The sequence below is a fragment of the Pseudomonas sp. Pso3 genome, from assembly GCF_055393275.1.
Map to the genome: position 1 here is coordinate 4,582,270 of NZ_AP043687.1, position 22,251 is coordinate 4,604,520.

A 22,251-nucleotide genomic window follows, 5' to 3' on the forward strand; every position below is an offset into this window, starting at 1 on the left:
CGAACTGTCATGACCTTTTGTTATGGTCTAGACCAGATGACCGCATACCGCGGTCGCCGTGCCGGAGTCCGCCGATGTCCACCCTTCCCCGCCTTCTCGCCGGCCTGGCCGGCGGTCTGCTCAGCCTCACCGCTGCCGCCACCGAGCTGACCCACTGGCCGGCCGATGCCGCCCGCCAGCTCGACGCCCTGATCGCCGCCAATGCCAACCAGGGCAACTACGCGGTGTTCGACATGGACAACACCAGCTATCGCTACGACCTGGAAGAGGCCCTGCTGCCCTTCCTGGAGATGAAGGGCGTGCTGACCCGCGACACTCTCGACCCTTCGCTCAAGCTGATTCCCTTCAAGGATGTCGGTGGCCACAAGGAAAGTCTCAACAGCTACTACTACCGGCTGTGCGAGGTCGACGACCTGGTCTGCTACCCCTGGGTCGCCCAGGTGTTTTCCGGCTTCACCCTGCAGCAACTCAAGGGCTACGTCGACGAGCTGATGGCCTACGGCAAGCCGATCCCCGCCACCTACTACGGCAAGGACGACAAGGTGGAGACGGTGGAGATCAATCCGCCCAAGCCCTTCACCGGCCAGCAGGAGCTCTATCACAAGCTGATGGAGAACGACATCGAGGTCTATGTGATCAGTGCCGCCCATGAGGAGCTGGTGCGCATGGTGGCGTCCGATCCGCGCTACGGCTACGGCGTGAAACCGGAAAACGTCATTGGCGTCACCACCCTGCTCAAGGACCCGGCCACCGGCGCCCTGACCACCGCCCGCAAGCAGATCGCCGAAGGCAAGTACGATCCCCAGGCCAACCTGAAGCTGCAGGTCACGCCCTACCTCTGGACCCCGGCCACCTGGTTCGCCGGCAAGTACGCGGCCATCCTCACCTACATAGATCCTTGGAAGAAACCCATCCTGGTCGGCGGCGACACCCCGGTCAGCGACGGCCCCATGCTGTTCCAGGGCGTGGACGCCGCCAAGAACGGCATCCACCTGTGGATCGACCGCAAGTCCAAGTACCGCACCCAGATCGAGGCGATGATGAAGAGCAACGCCGAGGGCCAGGCCAAGGCCGGGGTGGCGGTGAATGCGGACAAGCACTGGGTGATCGTCAAGCCCGAAGACATCCAGTAGGCCCGCGGCGATCGGGCGGGCTAGACTGGGGACTCCCTCAGCCCGCCCTGGAGCCCGCCATGGAACACCTGGTCCTGACCGTCATCGCCCCCGATCGCCCCGGTCTGGTGGAAGCCCTGGCCGACTGCGTGGCCGCCCAGGGCGGCAACTGGCTGGAAAGCCGCATGGCCCACCTGGCCGGCCAGTTCGCCGGCATCCTTTCGGTGGAAGTGGAACCGGAATTGCGCAATGGCCTGGTGGAGACGCTGCAGCAGCTGGCCATTCCCGGCCTGCGCATCCTGGTCGGCGAAACCGGCCAGCCGGCGCCGGTGGGTGCGCCTCTGGTGCAGCTGGATCTCCTGGGCAATGACCGGGTCGGCATCGTCCGCGACATCACCCGGGCGCTGCACCAGGTCGGGGTCAACGTCGAACGCCTGTCCACCGAGACCCGCCCGGCACCCATGAGCAGCGAGGTGCTGTTCCACGCCACCGCCCTGCTGGCGCTCCCAGCGGACCTCGAACTCGAGGCGCTGCAGGCCCACCTGGAAACCCTCACCGACGACCTGATGGTGGAGCTCAAGCTCTATCGCCACGGGCACGACTAGGCCCTAGCTCCGCCCCTTCTCCAGCCGTCGCCGGATGCCCTCGGGGACATCGTCCGGCAGCGGCATCCGCCCGTCCGCCGGCAGGGCTTCCAGGCCGGCTTCGTCCAGCAGCACCAGCACCTCCTCCTTGAGGCGACTCAGGGCGAAGGCCTGCCAGGCCTCGCGCACCGAGGGGAAGAGCTCCAGTTCGTAGTCGAAGGTGCGAATCGGTCGCCGACTCTCCAGGGCCGCGCGCAGCAAGGGCTGGGCGTGGGGATGGCGCAGCTGGTGCAGAAAGGCCTCGCGCAGCTCCAGGCGATCGTCCTGGGTCAGGCGCGGCAGCGGCAGGTAGCGTTCGGGATCTTCCAGTTCCTCGCGTTCTTCCAGACTGAGATCGTCCGGATCGAGCAGGCGCAGGGCGCCGCTGGCAAGGTCGAGGAAGTGGGTACCTCGCTCCCGGCTGTCCAGAGCGGCAGCCAGCAGATCGAGGTCGAGGGTGAGGGGGCGCATGGCAGGACTCCGGCACAGGCGAACAGGAGCGGAGTTCTATCTCCGCTCCTGTTGCGACCTGGCACCGGAAGCTGCGTTCAGCCTTTCCGCTGATAGGGGAAGAAGCGCCGCTCGCGCAGGTCGTGCTCGATCTGCTCCAGGCTCTTGCCCTTGGTCTCCGGCACCAGGCGCCAGATGAACAGCAGCGCCACCAGGGAAATCCCGGCATAGAGCCAGAAGGTATGGGCGGCGCCCAGCTTGGTCACCAGGCTCAGGGTGGTGAGGGTCACCAGCAGGTCGAAGCCCCAGTGGCTGAAGGCGCCGACGCTGGCGCCCTTGCCGCGCACGAACAGCGGATAGACCTCGGCATTGATCAGCCAGATGCAGACGCCGAAGCCGCCGCAGTTGAGCATCAGGTAGGCGGCCAGGCAGGCCACCACCGTCCAGCGCTCCACGTCCGTCTGGGGACCGGCGCCCTGGAACAGGTAGCCCATGATCGCCAGCGCGATGATGGAGCCGGGAATCAGCGTCAGCAGGTAGCGGCGACGACCGATGCGATCCACCAGGAAGCTGCCGACCACGGTCATGATCACCACCAGGATGGTGCTGCAGCCGGTGGCCAGCACCGCGGTCTGGTCGGAGAAACCGGCCTGGGTGAGGATGGTGGGTGCGTAGTAGATCAGGGCATTGTTGCCGGTGATCTGCGAGAACATGGCGATGCCGGCGCCCACCAGCAGGGCCGGACGGACCCAGGGCGAGAAGAGGTCACTCCAGTTGCCTTCCGGGGCGTTGCTCACGGTCTTGATCTCGGCCAGTTCGGCCTGGGCGGCAGCGGCGCCGCCACGAACCCGTTCCAGTACCGCCAGGGCGTCGCCCTCGCGACCCTTGACCAGCAGCCAGCGCGGACTCTCCGGCAGTACCGCCATGCCCGCCAGCAGGATCAGCGCCGGCACCAGGCCGAGGCCGAACATCCAGCGCCAGTGTTCGTCCAGGGCGAAGCCGGTGAAATAGGCCACGGTGATGCCGAACACCACCATGAACTGGAACAGCACCACCAGCTTGCCGCGGTGCTCCGGCGGCGCCACCTCGGCGATGTACACCGGGATGATCTGGGTGGAGCTGCCGGCCGACAGGCCGAGCAGGAAGCGCGACAGGATCAGGAGGGTGACGTTGGGCGACAGCGCCGAGAGCACCGAGCCCAGGGCGAACACCAGGGCCACGCCGATGATGGTCTTGCGGCGGCCGAGGCGGTCGGAGATCGGGCCGGTGCCGAGGCAACCGAACAGGGCGCCAAAGATGATGGCGCCGGTCACCAGTTGCTTGACGGTGTCGTCCATGGCGAATTCGCGGCCGAGGCCGAGCAGGGCGACGCCGATGATGCCGGTGTCGTAGCCGAACAGCAGACCGCCCAGGGCGGCGATCACGGCGATGAGCACGACCAGCCCCTTGCGCGGGGTGGCCGCCACGGGTGCGGCGAGCGAGGGTGATGAAGCGAGCATGGGGAAATCCTTTCTTGTTTTGCCAGGGCAAGGATCGCGGCGGCGACCTGATCCACCCGCGCGGGCGGGCCGTGGGGGAGCATGGCCCAGGGAAAAGCGCGATGCGGCAGGCAGAGAAACGTTAGGTGAATCGTTTCACCTAATGATGCCAGTTGTAACAGGACTTGTGAAAAGCATCACGAATAGTGATCGGCTGCGGCTAGCTGCCGATGGTCAGTTCCTGGAAGCGCTGCTCGGGCAGTGCCGCTGCGCCCTGCCCTGGGCGCAGCGCCTGATCGCCCAGGCGCTCGACCAGGAAGTCGATGAACACCTTGAGCTTGGGCGGCAGGTGGCGCGTCGCCGGATAGAGCAGCCAGGCGCCGCCGTGGTAGTGCGGCAGAAAGGACCACTCCGGCAGCACCTGGATGATCTCGCCACGGGCCAGGGCCGCCTGGGCGGTGAACAGGGGCAGACTGCCGATGCCGATGTGGTTGAGCACCGCGTCCAGGCGCACCCCGGTGTGATTGGCGGCATAGCGACCGCGCACATTGACGTGGACCACCTTGGCGCCCTGGCGAAACTTCCAGCGTGAATCGGCCGGTTCCTCCGCCAGGTAGATGCAGCTGTGCCCGGCCAGATCGCGGGGATGGGCGGGCTGACCGTGCTCGGCCAGGTACTGCGGCGTGGCGCAGAGCAGGTGCTCGATGGTCAGCAGCTGACGACCCACCAGCCCGGGCGGCGGCCGATCGGTGATGCGGATGGCCAGGTCGACGTTCTCGTCGATCAGATCGACATAGCGGTCTTCCAGCAGCAACTGCACGTCCACCGCCGGATAGCGGCGCAGGAAGTCGGCCATGTGCGGATGGATCACCGTGCTCCCCACCGCCTTGGGCACCGACAGCCGGACGATGCCGGCCGGCGCCTGGTTGAACTGGCCACTGACCTCCAGCACCGCCCGCGCGGCGCCGACCATGTCGCTGCAGCGCCGATAGACCTCCTCCCCCGCCTCCGACAGGCGCAGCTTGCGCGTGCTGCGATTGAGCAGCCGGGTGCCCAAAGCCTTCTCCAGGCGCGCCACGCTGCGACTGGTGGAGGATGGGGTTAGACCCAGCTGACGGGCCGCCGCAGAGAAGCTGCCGCTCTCCACCACCCGCACGAAGATGGCCATCTCGCTGAGCAGCGGCAGGGGAAGATTTATGCTCACAGCGCAAAATTCCTTTGGAGAGAGGGTGGATTATCACCCTTGCGTGCGCTCTTTAGAATGAGGATGTTTCTCGTTTTCTAGGTAGTAGACGTATGACCGAGCGCCTGTATTTCCTGAGCGACAGCCTGATCGCCGAGGTCGAGGTCCACGCCTGTAGCGCCGCCGAGGACGGTTATGTCGTCGAATTGCTGGCCACGCCCTTCCATCCCCAGGGCGGCGGCCAGCCCAGCGACACCGGCTGGATCGGTACCGCCGAGGTGACCCGGGTGGTCCAGGACGGCGACCGTATCCTGCACCACACCACCCGCCCGCTGACGCCCGGCCGTGTGCTGGCCCGGGTCGACGAAGGCCGGCGCCAGCTGCATTCGCGGCTGCATTCGGCCGGGCACCTGCTCGGTCACATCGGCGAGACCCATGGCTGGAAGCCGGTCAAGGCCCATCACTGGCCGGGCGAAGGCCGCATCGAATTCATTCCGGGCGAGGCGTCGCAGCCCCTGGACAGCGAAGCCCTGCAGGCGCACTTCGACGCCCTGGTGGAAGAAGACCTGCCGCTGCAGATCGAGGTGCAGGCCGATGGCCAGCGCCAGGTGCGCTTTGGCGAGGACGTGGCGCGCTATGCCTGCGGCGGAACCCACGTGCGCTCCCTGCGCGCGGTCGGCGCCCTGAGCGCCCTGGGCGTCAAGGAAAAGAAGGGACGCCTGCTGGTGAGCTACGACATGGCTGGCGCCTGATCAACCGCTCACCTCACCCGCAGAAAGGAAGCGCCATGCTGCTCGAACTCGACGCTCTCGACACCGAGAGTTTGCTCCGTCTCACCGATGAACGCCTGCTGGCCGTGCGCGTGCGCCACTTCGTGCCGCGTCCGCTGGCCGACGACCTCGGCCAGCAGATCCTCGGCAACGGCTTCGCCACCTACACCAACGCCCCCAGCATCGGCCGCATCGGCATGGCCTTCTACGAGGCGGAGCACCAGCGCGCGCAGATGGACGACTACTTCGCCAGCGTCACCAGCAACCTGGAAGAATTGCGCCGCCGCTGCCGCCCCTACCTCAATCCCATCGACCTGGTGCGCTGCACCCTCGACGAGGTCTGGCCGGCCGGGGCCCGCCTGCAGACCCTCTGGGGCCGCAAGATGTACGTCGGCCTGTCGCGGGTGGTGAAGCCGGGGGTGCGCTTTCTCGCCCACCACGACATCTTCGCCAAGGACGCGCCGGGCAGCGAGGAAGCCGAAAGTCTGGTCGCCCAGCTGGCCTGCAACGTCTACCTGACCATGCCCAGTGTCGGCGGCGAACTGCAGCTCTGGTCGCGCGAGCTGTCGCCGGAGGCCTTCGACGCCATGCGCGGCGACAGCTACGGCATCGAACCCGACCGCCTCGGCCCGCCCTGCCTGACCATCCGCCCCGAACCGGGCGATCTGATCCTCTTCAATTCCCGCCGCATGCACGCCGTGACCCCCGGCAACGACCAGCCGCGCCTGTCGCTGTCGTGCTTCGTCGGCTATCGCGGGGCGGCCGAACCCCTCACGTACTGGAGCTGACATGTCCCCCTACCTGAGCGAATTCCTCGCCCTGGCGACCATCCACTTCCTCGCCGTGCTGGCGCCCGGTCCGGATTTCGCCGTGACCGTGCGCCAGAGCGTGAGATTCGGCCGCCTGATCGGTCTCTGTACCGCCCTGGGCATCGGCGCCGGCATCTCGGTGCACGTGCTCTACACCCTGCTCGGCATCGGCGCCCTGATGCACGCCACGCCCTGGCTGCTGGGCGTCGCCAAGGTGGTCGGCGGTGCCTACATCCTCTGGCTGGGCTTCAACCTGATCCGCAGCAAGCCCACCGCCGCGCCGCTGGACGACAGCCAGTGGCAGCAGGCGGATCTGCAGCGGCAGTCGCCCGGCAAGGCCTTCCTCACCGGCTTCCTGACCAACGCCACCAATCCCAAGGCCACCCTGTTCTTCCTGGCCATCTTCACCACCGTGGTCAGCGGCAGTACGCCACTGACCGTCCAGGGCCTCTATGGCCTGTGGATGTGCGCGGTCAACGCCGGCTGGTTCGCCCTGGTCAGCCTGCTGTTCTCCAGTCCGCGCGTTCGCCAGACCTTCCTGCGCCTGGGCCACTGGTTCGAACGAACCATGGGCCTGGTGCTGGTTTTCTTCGCCGGTCGACTGCTGTTGTCGGCGCTTTGACGTCAGTCCATTCGTCTTGGAGGTCCTCCATGCCCTACGTCCACCGCGCTCCCGCTGGTATTCCCACGGAAAAGTTCGTCGTCCGCCTGCCCGATGGAATGCGTGAACGCATCGCCGCCGTGGCCCGCTCCCATCGCCACAGCATGAACACCGAGATCGTCGCCTGGCTGGAACGCAGCCTGGTGCAGGACGGGGTCCTGGAACAGCAGCAGGTCGACGCGGACGACGAGTTGCTCAATGCCAGCGAGCAACTGCTGCTGCAGCGCTTTCGCCAGCTCAACGAGCGTCAGCAGAATGCGCTGATCTCGGTGCTGGAGCTGGAGTTGCCCGTGCCGGTGAACACGCGCGAAACCGCCTGAATCCGGCCGATTCGGACCCCGCAGCGAACCGGCCGTCGGTTCCGGAGCCGCCAACCAGGCGGCTCTGACGTGCGGCTTTCAAGTATCGATCGGGACAGCCGATGAAGGGGGTCTTCGTACTCTCTTCCGGAATCCCCATGTCTGTATCCAAAGCCTCCTGGCTGAGCAATCTCGGCATTTCCAAGAAGCTGGCCCTGGGCTTCGGCGCCCTGCTGGTCATGGTGACGGTGGTGGCCCTGTTCGGCTATTTCACCGCCAATACCCTGCTCGAGCGCATCAACAAGACGCGCTACAGCGGTCAGCTCAAGGCGGATGTCCTCAGCGTCAGGATCGACGAAAAGGCCTATCTGCTCGATCCCAGCGCCGCCAATGCCACCCGGCAACAGGCCACCCTGGCTGGCGTGACGGAAGACATCGGCAAGGGCCTCAGCCTGCTGACCAACCCGGCCAACGTCGCCATCCTGCAGGATATCCAGCGGGAGATGAAAACCTATCAGGAGCGCTTCGCCGCCCTGCAGCAGGCCAACCAGACCAGCGCCGGGGCGCAGAAGGAACTGACCCAGGTTTCCGACACCGTTACCGAGACCCTCGATCAGCTGTTCGAGCTGGTCTTTGCCCCGGGTGGCAGCTACAGCACCGCCGACCTCAAGGCCTTGGCCGAGATGAAGGCGCAGATGGTCGGTGTGCGTCTGGCCATCCGTCGCTTCCTCGGTACCCCGGATGACAGCAAGTCCCAGGCGACCCTCAAGGTCATCGACGAGCTGCTCAAGACGCTGGCCACTGCTCAGAAGCAGATCGACGGCGACACCGCCGCCCGCCTCTACAGCGCCACCCAGGACGTGACCCGCTATCGCGCCTTTTTCGAATCCATCGTCGCCCAGAACCGTCAGGCCCAGGCCGCCGTCGCCAGTCTGCAGGAGCAGGGCAACAAGCTGGTGCAGTTGCTGGATCAGCTGGGCGAGGGTCAGCTCAAGTCCGCCGCCGCCGAGCGCCAGGCCGCCCTGCTCAAGCTGCTGCTGAGCAGCCTGATCGCCCTGCTGATCGGCATCGCCGCCGCCTGGCTGATCACCCGCCAGATCACCCAGCCGCTGGCGACCGCCATGGCCATGCTCAAGCGCGTCGCCGCCGGCGACCTCACCCAGCGCAACGAGGTGAGCCGCCGCGACGAACTGGGCGAACTGCAACGCACCACCCAGGCCATGGCCGATGACCTGCGTCAGCTGGTCGGGGGCATCGCCAATGGCGTGGGGCAACTCAGCAGCGCGGCCGACGAACTCTCGGCCTTTGGCGTCCAGACCAGCCGCGGCGTCACCCAGCAGCGCGACGAGATGCAGCAGGTGGCCACTGCCATGAACGAGATGGCGGCCACGGTGCACAACGTGGCGCAAAACACCGCCAACGCCTCCAGCGCCGCGCAGAACGCCGACAGCATGGCCCGCGAAGGCAGCCGCACGGTCAAGCGCGCGGCCGAGGAAATCACCCTGGCCGCCGAAGAGGTGCAGGGCCTGGGCGATGCCATGGAGCGCCTGGACAGTGCCAGCGGTCGCATCGGCAGCGTCATCGACGTGATCAAGGCGATCGCCGAGCAGACCAACCTGCTGGCGCTCAACGCCGCCATCGAAGCCGCCCGCGCCGGTGAACAGGGCCGCGGCTTCGCCGTGGTGGCCGACGAGGTCCGCTCCCTGGCGCAACGGACCCAGGAGTCCACCCAGGAAATCGGCGAACTCATCGCCACCCTGCAGCAGGGCACCACCGAAGCCAGTGCGCGGATGCAGGCCAGTCGCGACCGCACCCTGGGCACCGTGACCCTGGCCCAGGACGCCGAGCGCGCCCTGGAGGTCATCTACCAGGCGGTGGCGGAGATCCAGAGTCTCAATCAGCAGATCGCCACCGCGGTGGAAGAGCAGAGCCTGGTGGCCGAGGAGATCAACGGCAACGTGGTCAAGGTCAGCGGCCTGGCCGAGGAATCGGCCACTGCCAACGCCCATGCCGCCGCCTCGGTCAACGAGCTGGCCCGCCTGGGCGGCGATCTGCAGCAGATGGTCGCGCGCTTCCGCGTCTGACCCCGCTCGCGACGACGCCAGGCGCTGGCGTCGTCGGATTCAGGCCTTGGGCGTCAGCAGCTGGCCCTGGATGCCGTCGCCGATCACCAGGAAATGGCCGCCGGCGACGTGGTGCAGGGTGCGCAGGCCGTCCTGGCCACGAAAATCCCAGCGCCCCTCGCGAAACACCCGGGTATCGGCCCGGGCGGCGACCACCTCGCCGAGAAACAGGTCGTAGTCCTGCTGATTGTGCGCCTCGGGCAGCAGCCGGCATTCCAGCCAGGCTACGCAACCGGCAATCAGCGGCGCGCTGACCGCTTCACCGGCCAGCGTCTCGATGCCGTAGGCGGCGAACTTGTCCAGCTCGCGGCCGCTGGTGTTGCCCACCGTCTGCACCAGATCCACCTGGGCGGCGCAGGGCACGCTGAGCACGAAGCTGCCTTCGGCCTCCAGCAGTTCGCGGGTCCAGGTCTGCTTGTCCAGCACCACCGCCACCTTGCCCGGTTCGAAATCCACCGCCATCGCCCAGGCCGCGGCCATGACGTTGCGCCGGCCTGCATGGGCGGCGCTGACCAGCACCGTGGGACCGTGGTTCAGCAGCCGATAGGCCTTGGCCAGGGGGACGGCGGCAAGGGTCGAATTCATGGATGGACTCCCGCGGGAAAAGCCCCAGGGTAACGCAGCCCTTGCCGTTCGGCGCCGCGCGGGTAAAAAATTGCCGCTTTGCGACGCGCTCGCCAAACGTCGGGAGACATCAGGGGTCTATCGCCCACTCCCGGCCCGGGACCAACAAGAAACCTGCGTTAAGGATGACCCCTATGCCCACCTGCCTGGCCCGCTCCCTCCTGCTGCTCTGCGCCTGCTGCCTGGGCCTGCCGCTGGCCCATGCCCAGGTCGCCAAGGCGACGCACAGCGCTCCGCTCACCCAGCCGCTGCTCTCCAGCTCCATCAACGATTTCAGCAACGAAGACTGGGATCGCGGCGTCCTGCGCCGGGTGGCCGGTCTGACCATTCCGGCTACCCCGGCGAACGTCGAAGGCTTCATCAGCGGTCGCCAGGTCCAGCTGGGCGATGGCGAATGGCGCGCCATCACCGAGGTCCAGCGGGTCGGCGACAACCTGGCGGTGTTCGTCGAGGGCAAGCCGCTGGACGCCGAGACCGTGGGCTATCCCAGACGCCTGGCGGTGGATGACGCCCCCGGCACCGGACGCCATCTGCAGCGCCTGCCGGGTCGCTTCAACACCCCGATCAACGATTTCACCAACCAGGACTGGCTCAAGGGCATCTACCGCAAGGCCGCCGGCATCTCCATCCCGGTCACCGAGCGCAATCGCGAGGAATTCAAGCCGGGCGCCATCGTCCGCCTGGCCGATGGCCAGGACTATGCCGTCACCCATGTCAGCGAATTCGGTCGCAGCATGGGCGTGTTTCTCGACAGCCCCGTGCTGCCCGGCGAGAAGTACGGCTATCCGCGCCAGCTGACCTTCGTCGCGCCACCGCCCAAGCCCTAAGGGCCTGTTCAAAGTCTCGCGAGCTAGAGCCAAACGATGCGAAAAGGCCTGAGGAAGCGGAGTTTACATAGTGTAAATGAGCATTCCGAAGGCCTTTTCAACGCAGGTTGGCCGACGCGCAGCAGACTTTGAATCAGGCTCTGACCGCGGGGACCGGCGCTGGTAGAATTCTTGCCCAGCGTCGTCACCCCGGTCCGCCATGTCCAAGCTCAACCCCCGCCAGGCCGAAGCCGTGGCCTACATCAGCGGTCCCCTGCTGGTGCTGGCCGGTGCCGGCTCCGGCAAGACCAGCGTCATCACCCGCAAGATCGCCTACCTTGTGCAGCAGTGCGGCATCCGTGCCCAGTACATCTGCGCCGTGACCTTTACCAACAAGGCGGCGCGCGAGATGAAGGCGCGGGTGGCCAGCCTGCTCAAGGCCGGCGAAGGCCGCGGCCTGACCGTGTCCACCTTCCACAACCTCGGGCTGAACATCATCCGCCGCGAGTACGCGCACCTGGGCTACAAGCCCGGCTTCTCGATCTTCGACGAGGGCGACATCAAGGCGCTGCTCACCGACATCATGCAGAAGGAATACCAGGGCGACGACGGCCTGGACGAGATCAAGAACTACATCGGCAACTGGAAGAACGACCTCATCCTGCCGGACGAGGCCCTGGAAAAGGCGCGCACGCCCAAGGAGCAGACCGCCGCGGTGGTCTATCTGCACTACCAGCGCACCCTCAAGGCCTACAACGCGGTGGATTTCGACGACCTCATCCTGATGCCGGTGAAGCTGTTCCAGGAGCACCCCGAGGTGCTGGAGCGCTGGCGCAATCGCATCCGCTACATGCTGGTGGACGAATACCAGGACACCAACACCAGCCAGTACCTGCTGGTGAAGATGCTGGTGCAGGAGCGCGCCCAGTTCACCGTGGTGGGCGATGACGACCAGTCGATCTACGCCTGGCGCGGCGCGCGACCGGAAAATCTGATGCAGCTCAAGGACGACTTCCCCTCGCTCAAGGTGGTGATGCTGGAGCAGAACTACCGCTCCACCAGTCGCATTCTCAAGTGCGCCAACGTGCTCATCGCCAACAACCCCCACGTGTTCGAGAAGCAGCTGTGGAGCGAGATGGGCCACGGCGATCCGATCCGGGTGCTGCGCTGCAAGAACGAGGACGGCGAGGCCGAGCGCATCGCCCTGGAAATCCTCACCCTGCACCTCAAGACCCAGCGGCCCTACGCGGACTTCGCCATCCTCTATCGCGGCAACCACCAGGCCAAGCTGATGGAGCTCAAGCTCCAGCACCACCAGATCCCCTATCGACTCTCTGGCGGCACCAGCTTCTTCGCCCGCCAGGAGGTCAAGGACGTGATGTCCTACCTGCGCCTGCTGGTGAATCCGGACGACGACAACGCCTTTCTCAGGGTCATCAACGTGCCGCGCCGGGAGATCGGCTCCACCACCCTGGAAAAGCTCGGCAACTATGCCGGCAGCCGGGATCGCTCGATGTACGCCGCTGCCGACGAGATCGGCCTGGGTGAGCACCTGGACGCCCGCTTCACCGAGCGCCTGGGGCGCTTCAAGCGCTGGATGGACGGGGTACGCAAGAATTGCGCGGGCGAGGACCCGATCGGCGCCCTGCGCAGCATGGTGATGGACATCGACTACGAGAACTGGATCCGCCAGAACGCCAGCTCCGACAAGGTCGCCGACTTCCGCATGGGCAACGTCTGGTTCCTCCTGGATGCCTTGAAGAACATCCTGGAAAAGGATGAAGACGGCCAGATGACCATCGAGGACGCCATCGCCAAGCTGGTCCTGCGCGACATGCTCGAACGCCAGCAGGAGGAAGAGGAAGGCGCCGACGGGGTGCAGATGATGACCCTGCACGCCTCCAAGGGCCTGGAATTCCCCTATGTGTTCATCATGGGCATGGAGGAGGAGATCCTGCCGCACCGCTCCAGCATCGAGGCCGACACCATCGAGGAGGAGCGCCGCCTGGCCTACGTGGGCATCACCCGCGCGCGCCAGACCCTGGCCTTCACCTATGCCACCCGGCGCAAGCAGTACGGCGAGCTGATCGACTGCACCCCCAGTCGCTTCCTCGATGAGTTGCCGCCCGAGGACCTGCAGTGGGAAGGTCTGGAAGAAGCGCCCCAGGAACAGAAGGCCGCCCGCGGCAACGATGCCCTGGCGGCGATGCGGGCGATGCTCAAGCGGGGTTGAGGGGGAAGGTCTCCAGTGGGTGGCTCCCTCACCCCAGCCCTCTCCCGGAGGGAGAGGGGGTATCCGAAGTCACCCCAGGTTTCGCCCCATGCTGATCAGTCCCCTCACCCCGGCCCTCCCCCGGAGAGAGGGGGCGTCCGAAGTCATCCCAGGCTTCGCCCCACGCCGATCAGTCCCCTCTCCCCCTGGGAGAGGGTTAGGGTGAGGGCCCGCCCCATGCCTGACTGACACCCTCACCCCAGCCCTCTCCCGGAGGGAGAGGGGGCGTCCGAAGTTACTCCGGTGACTCGCCCTACCGAGCTATCCCCTCTCCCCCTGGGAGAGGGTCAGGGTGAGGGCCCGCCCCACGCCAGACTGACACCCTCACCCCAGCCCTCTCCCGGAGGGAGAGGGGGCGTCCGAAGTTACTCCGGTGACTCGCCCTACCGAGCTATCCCCTCTCCCCCTGGGAGAGGGTCAGGGTGAGGGCCCGCCCCAGGCCGGACTGACACCCTCCCCCCATTTCTAACCCCCAAAAAGACACCGCCCCCGCTACCGGTCAGGTAGCGGGGGCGGTGGTCTGGCCGCGCCGGGGTCTTACTTGGCGAAGCTGGTCACCATGTCGAAGATCGGCTTGGGACGCTTGAGGTCATACATCATCCCGAAGTGGCGCTCGTGGATCACCGAGAGGCTCGGCTCGTCGAGCAGTTCGTAGACGTTGATCTCGGCCACCACGTCCTTGTAGCTGGTGTTGAGCACCGTGAGCATCTGCTTGACGCTGTCGTAGCAGGCCCGGTCGCCGTCACGGCCGCCGTCGGTGTTGCCCTGGTAGACGTTGCCGCAGTTCATCTCGTTGAAGAACACCTTGGTCTTGTACTTGGTGGCCATGGCGCGCATCTGCCCCAGGTACATGTCCATCCAGTAGCCCTTGTCATCGAAGTACGGGTAGTAGTGGAAGCTGATGTAGTCGAAGTTGAAGCCCGACGCCCTGGCCTGATCGAGGAACCACATGGCACCGTTGCGATCACCCGGGCAACGGGCGGTGGCGGTGCGGTCATCCGAGTTGCACGCCATCACGTTGATGGTGGTCTTGAGGTTGGCGCCCAGCTCGTCCGAGGCCTGCTTGATGCCACGGTAGATGCCGACCAGGGTGTTGATGCGATCCTGCGCTCCCGCCTTGGAATAGTCCTGCTCGTTGCCGACTTCCCAGATCTTGATGTCGTTGGCGTAGCGCTTGGCCAGGGCATAGGCCTGCGCCTGGGTCAGCTTGTGGGTGATGACCGGTCGCAGGGTGATGTTGTACTTGCGGGCCAGGGCCACCAGGCGGTCCAGCTCGGGCAGGTTCATCACCAGGTACTCGCCGGAGCGATAGGTGCGCAGGTTGCGCGCAGCCAGGACCTGCAAGCGGGCTTCCATTTCGGCCGGCGGATAGGCCGCGCTGTTGTCGTGGCCGACCACCCCCAGCGGGATGTTCTTGTAGCCGCTCAGCGGAGCCGAGGCAACAGTCCCACCGGTAACCGGCTGGACCACGTTCTGCACCGGTTGCACGCTGGCCGCGGGGGTCGGCGTGGTCGTGGTGGCAGTGCCCTGGGCAAGCGCCGCGCTCACCTTCTTGTCGAAAGCGGTCTTGTCGTCGCCCGCCGCAGCACGCATGACGTCCAGCGGCAGGGTGGCATGCGAGCTGACGCCATTGGTGAGGCGACTGCTCCAGTAGGCACTGCCGCTGCTGTCGGCGCTGCGGCCATAGAGATTCTGGTAGACCTTGTTGACCAGAGCGGCGCCGCTCAGCGCGCCATAGAGGGCGGTCGACTCGCCATTGGCGGCAAAGGTGGCTGCCAGTTGCTCGACGCTCATGTCGCTGGCCAGGCGCGAGGCCCAGTAGTTGAGGCCACCGGCATCGGCCGCTCTACCGTAGTAGGCCAGGTAGAGCTGCTCGACGGTGGTCAGCTTGGACGAGGTCGCGGCGTTGACGGCGGTACCGGTGGCCGCACCGGTGGTAGCGCCTGTCGTGGCACCGCCCGTGGTGGTGCCGGTGGTGCCGCTACCCGTGGCCGGCGCGGCGCCGGTGGTGGTGCCGGTGGTGGCTCCGGTCGTGCCCGAGGCCCCGGTCCCGCCGGTGGTGCCCGCGGTCGCGCCGCCCGTGGCGGTCTCGGTCTTGGGCGGCGTGGTAGCGGTCGGAGTCACCTGCGGGCCGATGCCGGCGCAGCTGTCCTTGTCCAGGTACTTGGCCAGCACCGCCCACTGCGGACGCTCCTTGCCATTGATCGGCTCGACCGCCTGGTTGTAGGTGCCCCAGCCCGGGCCGGCGGCCCAGTAGGTTGCCGGAATGCAGTTCTGCTTCAGATAGGCCAGCATGCCGTCGAGGATGGGCAACCAGCGCGCATCGGTGTCAGGTACGCCGAAGCCGCCGATGAAGCCGCGCTTGTTGTTGGTCTTGAGCCAGGAGACGAAGGGCTTGAGGCGCTCGACGCCATAGCTCGGCGAGAGGGTCGCCACGTTCAGGCTGGTGTCGAAGAAGGCCTGGGCCATGAAGATCAGGTTGTTGGCCGGATCCTTGAGCTTGAGCAGCGCATCGTTCCACTGCGGCCAGCGGGTGGTGTCGGCCCAGCCGTTGCCTTCGATGAAGATCGGGTGGGTCGAATCGACCACGCGCACGCCGTCGATGCCGTACTGGGCAGCGGTCGGCCAGTTGCTCACGGCGTCGTGGGGCTCGTTCATGATGTCGTAGCCATAGAGCGCCGCATGGGTGCCCCAGCGCTGGGCGACGCGGGTCATGAGATTCTGGAAGGCCTCGTAGGGGACTTCGCCCGCGCCGATGACCTTGCCCTGGTAGCGGGCGTAGTTGTGCAGATCGAGGATGACCTTGACGCCATACTTCTGGGCGTAGCCCAGGGTGCGATCGATCAGGCCGGCATAGGTGGGGTCGAGATTGACCCCCATGGACGGTTGCAGGCGCTCCCAGAGAATGGGAAAGCGCACCAGCTTCACGCCCTTGGCGCTCCACTGCTGGAAATGGCTCTCGGCCGGGAAGATGAAGTTGCGGTCGTTGACACCGGGCAGGATCTGGGCGGCGAAGGTGGCGCCGGAGAAGTTGAGACCGACCAGGTCAACGGCCTGGGCGGAGGTGGCAAGCGAAGCGGTGGCGAACAGGGCAGGCAAGAGCAGCGCCTGACGCGGCAGGCGGCGGGAGATGGAGCTAAGGATTGTCATGCAAAGGAACCAGATAGGCCGAGGTGCGCGATTCGATCCGTGCATCCCACCTCGGTACAGCAGGAAAACTGCCGGGGAAGATCGTTTCCCCAACACCTGCAAAGCCTAGTGCAAGCGCTAGACCAATAAGAACCCGTGCCATCACGAAGCAGGGGTAAACGCAGCGTTTTGCCAGACGTACGGTGCCGATGATGGCACTTTGTCTACCGTTCGTCGGTGACCGTCTGGTCACCCGAAAGACCTGTCCCAGCGATAAAGTCAGGTTTGTCCGCTTTCTGGCGGCTCAGGGCGTGCCGGCATAGCGACGGACCAGTTCCATGACCGGTTTGGGCCGGTCCAGGTCGTACATCAGCCCGAAGTGACGCTCATGGGCAACTGGATGGGTCGGCTCGTCGAGCAGCTCGTAGACGTTGATCTCGCGGACGATGTCGCGATAGCGCCCATTGAGCTCGGAGAGGATGTATTCGAGGCTGTCATAACAGCTGCGATCCCCCGGCCGGCCACCGTCGGTGGTGCCCTTGTAGATCTCCGCGCAATTGACCTCGTTGTAAAAGATCTGCGTCCGGTACTTTTCCGCCATGGCGCGCATCTGCCCCAGGTAGAGATCCATCCAGTGGCCGCGATCCTGGTAGTGCGGGTAGTAGTGAAAGCTGATGTAGTCGAAATCGAAGCCGGCCGCCTTGGCCTGATCGAGAAACCACATGGAGCCCAGGCGATCGCCCGGGCAACGCGCCTTGGGCCCGGTGTCGTAGGAATTGCAGGACATCACGTTGATGGTGGTCTTGAGGCCGGCGTCCAATTCGTCGGAGGCGCGGCGGATGCCACGGTAGATGTCCACCAGGCGACTGATGCGGATACCCGCGCCGACCCGCGAGTGATCCTGCTCGTTGCCGATCTCCCAGATCTTGATGTCCTTGGCATAGCGCTTGGCCAGGGCATAGGCCTGGGCCTGGGTCAGCTGCTGGGTGATCACCGGTCGCAGGGTGATGCGGTACTGGCGGGCCAGGGCCACCAGGCGATCCATGCGCGGCTGATCCAGCAACAGGAATTCGCCGGAGCGGTAGCTGCGCAGGTTGTAGCGGTCGAGTAGTTGCAGGCGCCTTTCCATCTGCGCATCGGGATAGGCGGCGTTGTTGTCGTGACCGACCACGCCCAGGGGGATGTAGGGCAGCTCGGGCAGGGCGACGGATTCGGCGGCGCGGACCGGGCCACCCAGGCACAGGGCGGCGACCAGGCCGAACCAGGGCAACATTCGAGGCATCAGGTGCATCCTTGCAGGTGGGCAGCAGAGCGGCGGAGAATGGCAAAGTGCCGACAGCCCCTCAATCATGGACGCCTCCAGGCTGCGATCCCCCGCACAACCAGGCGCGTTACAGTAGGTGTCCGCGCGCCTTGTCGAGGACCTGCCCATGACCGCTCCCCTGCTGCTGGCCCAGGCCTGCAACAATCGCTGGTCGAACCATCGCCTGCTGGCGGCCTGCGCCGGTTTGTCACCGGAAACCCTGCGGGCGCCCCAACCCGCCGCCTTCTTCGGCTCGCTCTGGGCCCTGCTCGGCCATCTGCTCGACGTGGATCGCTTCTATCTCGATGCCCTGCACGACCAGCCCCGGCCCTACCAGGACACGGACTGGCCCGACCTGGCGACGCTGCATGCAGCCCAGACCGCCAGCGACCAGCGCCTGATCGCGCTGTGCCGCGGCCTCGCTCCGCCGCAACTGAGCCAGCTCATCACCCTGCCCCGCGCCAGCGGCCCGGTCCGGGAAAGGCGACTGCGCACCCTGCAGCACCTCTTCGTACACCAGCTGCACCACCGCGGCCAGGCCCACGCCCTGCTCCTGGCCAGCGGCGTGGCGCCACCGCAACTGGACGAATTCTTTCTCGCCCAGGACGAACCACTACGCCGGGCGGAGTTGGCGGCGCTGGGGATCGATGAGGAGGCGTTGTGGGGGACTGCTTTGTAGAAGCAACTGTCTTTATCGCGGCCATGCCGGTGCGCCGTAGCGACCGCTCCTACAAAAGCATCACCCCTGTAGGAGCGGCCCATGGCCGCGATTCGCTGCTGAAATTCCTAGCGCGGCGGCCGATCGCAATCTGTCCAGGAGCGCTGGGGACAAACGCCCACTCGGACAGCCCCCTCTCCCTCCGGGAGAGGGTTGGGGTGAGGGCGCCCCCAGGCACCGGCTTCCACGTGGAAAAGGCTGCGCCGTTTTCCACCCTGCGACCGCCATAGCGCAAGCGCTTAGAAATTCGCCGGGGTGGTCGCGCTGATCAGCCGGGCGGGGGCTTCGAAGGGATTGCGGAAGCGGTGCGGGCGGCTGCTTTCGAAGTAGTAGCTGTCGCCGGGTTCGAGGATGTGCACCTCGCCGCCCACGGTCAGCTCCAGGCGGCCTTCCACCACCAGGCCGGCCTCCTCGCCATCATGGGCGTACATCTCTTCGCCGGTGTCGGCGCCGGGCGGATAGGTCTCGTCGAGAAAGGCCAGGGCGCGACTGGGATGGGCGCGGCCTACCAGGCGCATGCGCACGGTGTGGGCGCCGCTGGAGATGTCGATGAGCTCATTGGCGCGATAGACCACCTGGGTCGGCGTGTCCTGCTCCAGGTCCAGGGAAAAGAATTCCACCAGCGACATGGGAATGCCGGCCAGCACCTTTTTCAGCGAACTGATGGAGGGGCTGACGCTGTTCTTCTCGATCATCGAGATGGTGCTGTTGGTCACCCCGGCACGCTTGGCGAGTTCGCGCTGGGACAGGCCCTTGAGGGTACGGATGGTTTGCAGGCGGGCACCGACGTCCAAGGTGGAAAAGACTCCTCGAGCAGGCGGGTGAGACGTGGCCAGGCCACGCGCTGAGGGCGTGCCGTGGCACGGTGTTCAGCATCATGGCAACGCTGTTCGAGATTTACAACACTACGGCGGACGTGTGGCCCCCGGGCGGCACTCGCCTGGCGGCGGCAGCGGGCAAAGGCCCCGTCCAGGGCCTAGTCGCGATAGCTGCGCGCCACCCGCTTGAGGTTGCACAGCAACTGGTAGGGGATGGTGTCGCAGCGCTCGGCCAGGTCCGCCACCGACACCTGGCGGCCCCAGAATTCCACCTCGCTGCCCACCCCGGCCTGGGGATGATCGGTGAGGTCGACGGTGAGCATGTCCATGGATACCCGCCCGATCAGCTGGCCGGGACGCCCTTCGATGGCCACCGGGGTGCCATTGGGCGCATGGCGCGGATAGCCGTCGGCATAGCCCAGGGCGACCACCCCGACCCGGGTCGGCCCGGCGGTGACGTAGCGGGCGCCATAGCCCACCGGCTCGCCGGCCGGCAGTTCGCGCACGGCGATCACCCGCGAGGTCAGGGTCATCACCGGTTGCAGGCGTTCGGCGGCGGCCTGGGCCGTGGCGAAGGGCGAGACGCCATAGAGCATCAGCCCGGGGCGCACCCAGTCGCCGGCTGCCTGGGGCCAGCCTAGGGTCGCCGGCGAATTGCGCAGGCTGGTGGGACCGGGCAGGCCCTCGGTGGCCGCGCGGAAGATGGCGATCTGCGCCGCGGTGGCCGGGCTGTCCGGTTCGTCGGCGCGGGCGAAGTGGGTCAGCTTGACGATGCCGCTGACCTTGCCGCTGGCCAGCAGTCGCCGGTAGGCGGCGGCATAGTCCTGGGGAAAGAAGCCGACCCGGTGCATGCCCGAATCCAGCTTCAGCCAGACCTGCAGCGGTCGCGATAGGGCAGTCCGCTCCAGGGCCTCCAGTTGCCAGTCGGCGTGGATCACCGTCCAGAACTCGTGCTCGGCGATCAGCGGCAGCTCGTCGATGCCGAAGAAGCCTTCCAGCAAGAGGATGGGCGCGCGGATCCCGGCGGCGCGCAGTTCCAGGGCCTCCTCGATGCAGGCCACGGCGAAGCCGTCGGCCTCGCCCGCCAGGGCACTGGCCACCGCCACGGCGCCATGGCCATAGGCATCGGCCTTGATCACCGCCAGGGCGCGGGCGTCGGAGAGTTCAAGTGCCAGGCGATAGTTCTGGCGCAGGGCGGCGAGGTCGATGACGGCGCGGGCGGGACGCATGGGAGGTCTCGGCAGGGGAAGAGTGAGGGACAGGAGGGCTGGACAACGCCCTCACCCCGGCCCTCTCCCAGGGGGAGAGGGGGAATAGCGGTCTTACGCCTTGACGGCGGCGATGACGTTCATTTCCACCAGGATGTCCGGCTTGGCCAGCTTGGCCTCGACGGTGGTGCGACCCGGGGTGGCGCCCTGGGCGGCCCACTCGTCCCAGGCGCGATTCATGCCCTCGAAGTGCAGGGCGATGTCGCGCAGGAAGATGGTCACCACCAGGATGTGCTGCTTGTCGCTGCCGGCCTCGGCAAGAAATTTGTCGACGTTGGCCAGGGTCTCGCGGGTCTGCTGATAGATGTCGCCGGAAAAGTCGTCGGCCAGTTGGCCGGCCAGGTAGACGGTGCCGTTGTGGATATTGATTTCGCTGAGGCGGCGATCAGTGTGCAGACGCTGTACGGGCATTGCGCGGGGACTCCTGGGTGGCGGAATAACGGGAGATGTCGAGACCCTCGGCGCTGATCTGCGGCTGCTTGCGGGCGATCAGATCGGCCAGCAGGCGACCGGAGCCGCAGGCCATGGTCCAGCCCAGCGTCCCGTGCCCGGTATTGAGGAACAGGTTGCGATAGCGGGTGGCGCCGACGATGGGGGTCCCGTCCGGGGTGGCGGGTCGCAGACCGGTCCAGAAGCTGGCCCGGGCGAGGTCGCCACCGCGAGGATAGAGGTCACCGGTGATCATTTCCAGGGTCGCGCGGCGGCGCGGATCCAGGTTCAGGTCGAAGCCACATATCTCAGCCATGCCGCCGACGCGGATGCGATCGTCGAAGCGGGTGATGGCGACCTTGTAGGTCTCGTCAAGGATGGTCGAGGTCGGTGCCATGGCGGCATCGACGATGGGCACCGTCAGCGAATAGCCCTTGAGCGGATAGACCGGCGCGCGGATGCCCAGGGGTGCCAGCAATTGCGGCGAATAGCTGCCCAGGGCCAGGACGTAGTGGTCGGCGGTGAGCAGTTCGCCATCGACCCTGACGCCGTCGATGCGATCGCCATTGGCGCTGAGTTGCTGGATCTCGGCGCCGAAACGGAATTCCACGCCCAGGCGGCGGGCTTCCTCGGCCAGGCGATTGGTGAACAGGAAGCAGTCGCCGGTCTGGTCGTTGGGCAGGCGCAGGCCGCCGGCCAGCTTGTGCTTGACCGCCGCCAGCGCCGGTTCGACCCGGGCCACGCCGTCGCGGTCGAGCAATTCGAAGGGCACGCCGGAACGCTCCAGGACGGCGATGTCCTTGGCCGCGGCCTCCACCTGCTGCTGAGTGCGGAAGATCTGGGTGGTGCCCAGCTGGCGGCCTTCGTAGGCGATGCCGGTGTCTTGGCGCAACTCGTCGAGGCAGTCACGGCTGTATTCGGACAGCCGCACCATGCGCTCCTTGTTGACCGCATAGCGCGCCGCGGTGCAGTTGCGCAGCATCTGCGCCATCCACAGGTACTGGTTGCTGTCGCCGGTCAGGCGGATGGCCAGGGGCGCGTGCTTCTGGAACAGCCACTTCAGCGCCTTGAGCGGCACGCCGGGCGCGGCCCAGGGCGAGGCATAGCCAGGGGAGACCTGACCGGCGTTGGCATGGCTGGTCTCCAGGGCGGGACCGGCCTGGCGATCGACCACGACCACCTCGAAACCCTGACGGGCCAGATAGTAGGCGCTGGTCGTGCCGATGACGCCGCTCCCCAAAACCAGTACACGCATCGCTAGCTCCTGGCCGGTGAGAGGATTTCGCCGGCTTTCGTCGGAATGAAGGCAGATACGGCAAGTATAGAAAGCCGCTCGCAGTGCTAATCACTGAAGAATTGCCTATATTCGGAGTAAT

General features: G+C 66.4%; 20 protein-coding genes and 1 pseudogene. 11 read left to right on the forward strand and 10 right to left on the reverse strand.

Features of this window, described 5'->3' with window-relative positions:
- Window positions 1-74: 74 nt before the first annotated feature.
- Together ACZ5R1_RS21530 and ACZ5R1_RS21535 are read left to right on the forward strand one after the other, a co-directional pair.
- Window positions 75-1,133 carry a haloacid dehalogenase-like hydrolase gene (locus ACZ5R1_RS21530; protein WP_464712678.1) on the forward strand — a complete coding sequence of 353 codons (1,059 nt, stop codon included), beginning with the start codon at window positions 75-77 and terminating at the stop codon, window positions 1,131-1,133.
- A gap of 59 nt (window positions 1,134-1,192) precedes the next feature.
- Entirely contained in the window at window positions 1,193-1,717 is a 525-nt protein-coding gene (locus ACZ5R1_RS21535; RefSeq protein ID WP_464712679.1) for a glycine cleavage system transcriptional repressor, read from the forward strand.
- A gap of 3 nt (window positions 1,718-1,720) precedes the next feature.
- Here ACZ5R1_RS21535 and ACZ5R1_RS21540 read toward each other — a convergent pair whose 3' ends face one another.
- From ACZ5R1_RS21540 to ACZ5R1_RS21550, 3 genes are all read right to left on the reverse strand, one after another.
- Window positions 1,721-2,206, reverse strand: coding sequence for a UPF0158 family protein (locus tag ACZ5R1_RS21540; RefSeq protein WP_027597441.1), 486 nt, complete (start codon window positions 2,204-2,206; stop codon window positions 1,721-1,723).
- Between the two features lie 77 nt (window positions 2,207-2,283).
- Complete coding sequence (locus ACZ5R1_RS21545) at window positions 2,284-3,684, reverse strand: sugar porter family MFS transporter (protein WP_037006622.1); 1,401 nt, start codon at window positions 3,682-3,684, stop codon at window positions 2,284-2,286.
- A gap of 199 nt (window positions 3,685-3,883) precedes the next feature.
- The gene (locus ACZ5R1_RS21550) at window positions 3,884-4,867 is read right to left on the reverse strand and encodes a LysR family transcriptional regulator (RefSeq protein WP_007159848.1); all 984 of its coding nucleotides are present in this window, start codon (window positions 4,865-4,867) and stop codon (window positions 3,884-3,886) included.
- 92 nt (window positions 4,868-4,959) lie between these two features.
- Between ACZ5R1_RS21550 and ACZ5R1_RS21555 the strand changes: the two genes are divergently transcribed.
- From ACZ5R1_RS21555 to ACZ5R1_RS21580, 6 genes and pseudogenes are all read left to right on the forward strand, one after another.
- Window positions 4,960-5,598, forward strand: coding sequence for an alanyl-tRNA editing protein (locus ACZ5R1_RS21555; RefSeq protein ID WP_042134589.1), 639 nt, complete (start codon window positions 4,960-4,962; stop codon window positions 5,596-5,598).
- A 35-nt stretch (window positions 5,599-5,633) separates the two neighbouring features.
- A complete protein-coding gene (locus ACZ5R1_RS21560) occupies window positions 5,634-6,404 on the forward strand; it encodes a 2OG-Fe(II) oxygenase (RefSeq protein WP_007159850.1) in 771 nt (256 codons plus the stop codon).
- A gap of 1 nt (window position 6,405) precedes the next feature.
- Window positions 6,406-7,047: a LysE family translocator gene (locus ACZ5R1_RS21565; RefSeq protein ID WP_027597438.1), complete on the forward strand. Its 642-nt coding sequence runs from the start codon at window positions 6,406-6,408 to the stop codon at window positions 7,045-7,047.
- Between the two features lie 29 nt (window positions 7,048-7,076).
- On the forward strand, window positions 7,077-7,406 hold the full coding sequence (locus tag ACZ5R1_RS21570) for an Arc family DNA-binding protein (RefSeq protein WP_042134592.1): 330 nt from the start codon (window positions 7,077-7,079) through the stop codon (window positions 7,404-7,406).
- 218 nt (window positions 7,407-7,624) lie between these two features.
- Window positions 7,625-8,722: pseudogene (locus tag ACZ5R1_RS21575) on the forward strand (methyl-accepting chemotaxis protein); the annotation flags it as partial.
- 42 nt (window positions 8,723-8,764) lie between these two features.
- Window positions 8,765-9,469 (forward strand): methyl-accepting chemotaxis protein, encoded by a 705-nt coding sequence (locus tag ACZ5R1_RS21580; protein WP_420030762.1) that lies wholly within the window; start codon window positions 8,765-8,767, stop codon window positions 9,467-9,469.
- Window positions 9,470-9,508: 39 nt separating this feature from the next.
- On the opposite strand, the gene ACZ5R1_RS21585 is transcribed toward ACZ5R1_RS21580, so the two are convergent.
- Entirely contained in the window at window positions 9,509-10,093 is a 585-nt protein-coding gene (locus ACZ5R1_RS21585; RefSeq protein ID WP_042134596.1) for a flavin reductase family protein, read from the reverse strand.
- A gap of 173 nt (window positions 10,094-10,266) precedes the next feature.
- Here ACZ5R1_RS21585 and ACZ5R1_RS21590 point away from each other — a divergent pair, with 173 nt between their 5' ends.
- Both ACZ5R1_RS21590 and rep read left to right on the forward strand, forming a co-directional pair.
- The gene (locus ACZ5R1_RS21590) at window positions 10,267-10,959 is read left to right on the forward strand and encodes a hypothetical protein (protein WP_027597434.1); all 693 of its coding nucleotides are present in this window, start codon (window positions 10,267-10,269) and stop codon (window positions 10,957-10,959) included.
- A gap of 199 nt (window positions 10,960-11,158) precedes the next feature.
- Complete coding sequence (gene rep, locus ACZ5R1_RS21595; RefSeq protein WP_027597433.1) at window positions 11,159-13,171, forward strand: DNA helicase Rep; 2,013 nt, start codon at window positions 11,159-11,161, stop codon at window positions 13,169-13,171.
- A 576-nt stretch (window positions 13,172-13,747) separates the two neighbouring features.
- Here rep and ACZ5R1_RS21600 read toward each other — a convergent pair.
- Both ACZ5R1_RS21600 and ACZ5R1_RS21605 read right to left on the reverse strand, forming a co-directional pair.
- Window positions 13,748-16,360, reverse strand: a complete 2,613-nt coding sequence (locus tag ACZ5R1_RS21600; protein WP_464712680.1) for a cellulase family glycosylhydrolase — start codon at window positions 16,358-16,360, stop codon at window positions 13,748-13,750.
- A gap of 283 nt (window positions 16,361-16,643) precedes the next feature.
- Window positions 16,644-17,621, reverse strand: coding sequence for a glycosyl hydrolase 53 family protein (locus ACZ5R1_RS21605; protein ID WP_235389961.1), 978 nt, complete (start codon window positions 17,619-17,621; stop codon window positions 16,644-16,646).
- Between the two features lie 148 nt (window positions 17,622-17,769).
- On the opposite strand from ACZ5R1_RS21605, the gene ACZ5R1_RS21610 reads away from it, so the two are divergent.
- The gene (locus ACZ5R1_RS21610) at window positions 17,770-18,321 is read left to right on the forward strand and encodes a DinB family protein (protein WP_042134611.1); all 552 of its coding nucleotides are present in this window, start codon (window positions 17,770-17,772) and stop codon (window positions 18,319-18,321) included.
- A gap of 278 nt (window positions 18,322-18,599) precedes the next feature.
- On the opposite strand, the gene ACZ5R1_RS21615 is transcribed toward ACZ5R1_RS21610, so the two are convergent.
- The 4 genes from ACZ5R1_RS21615 to dadA all read right to left on the reverse strand — a co-directional run bounded on the left by ACZ5R1_RS21615 (window position 18,600) and on the right by dadA (window position 22,130).
- Window positions 18,600-19,154, reverse strand: a complete 555-nt coding sequence (locus tag ACZ5R1_RS21615; protein WP_027597429.1) for a cupin domain-containing protein — start codon at window positions 19,152-19,154, stop codon at window positions 18,600-18,602.
- 182 nt (window positions 19,155-19,336) lie between these two features.
- Window positions 19,337-20,407 (reverse strand): alanine racemase, encoded by a 1,071-nt coding sequence (gene alr, locus ACZ5R1_RS21620; RefSeq protein WP_042134613.1) that lies wholly within the window; start codon window positions 20,405-20,407, stop codon window positions 19,337-19,339.
- Window positions 20,408-20,500: 93 nt separating this feature from the next.
- Entirely contained in the window at window positions 20,501-20,857 is a 357-nt protein-coding gene (locus tag ACZ5R1_RS21625) for a RidA family protein (protein WP_027597427.1), read from the reverse strand.
- Window positions 20,832-22,130, reverse strand: coding sequence for a D-amino acid dehydrogenase (gene dadA, locus ACZ5R1_RS21630; RefSeq protein ID WP_027600659.1), 1,299 nt, complete (start codon window positions 22,128-22,130; stop codon window positions 20,832-20,834). Before dadA ends, ACZ5R1_RS21625 begins: the two co-directional genes overlap by 26 nt.
- Between the last annotated feature and the right edge of the window lie 121 nt (window positions 22,131-22,251).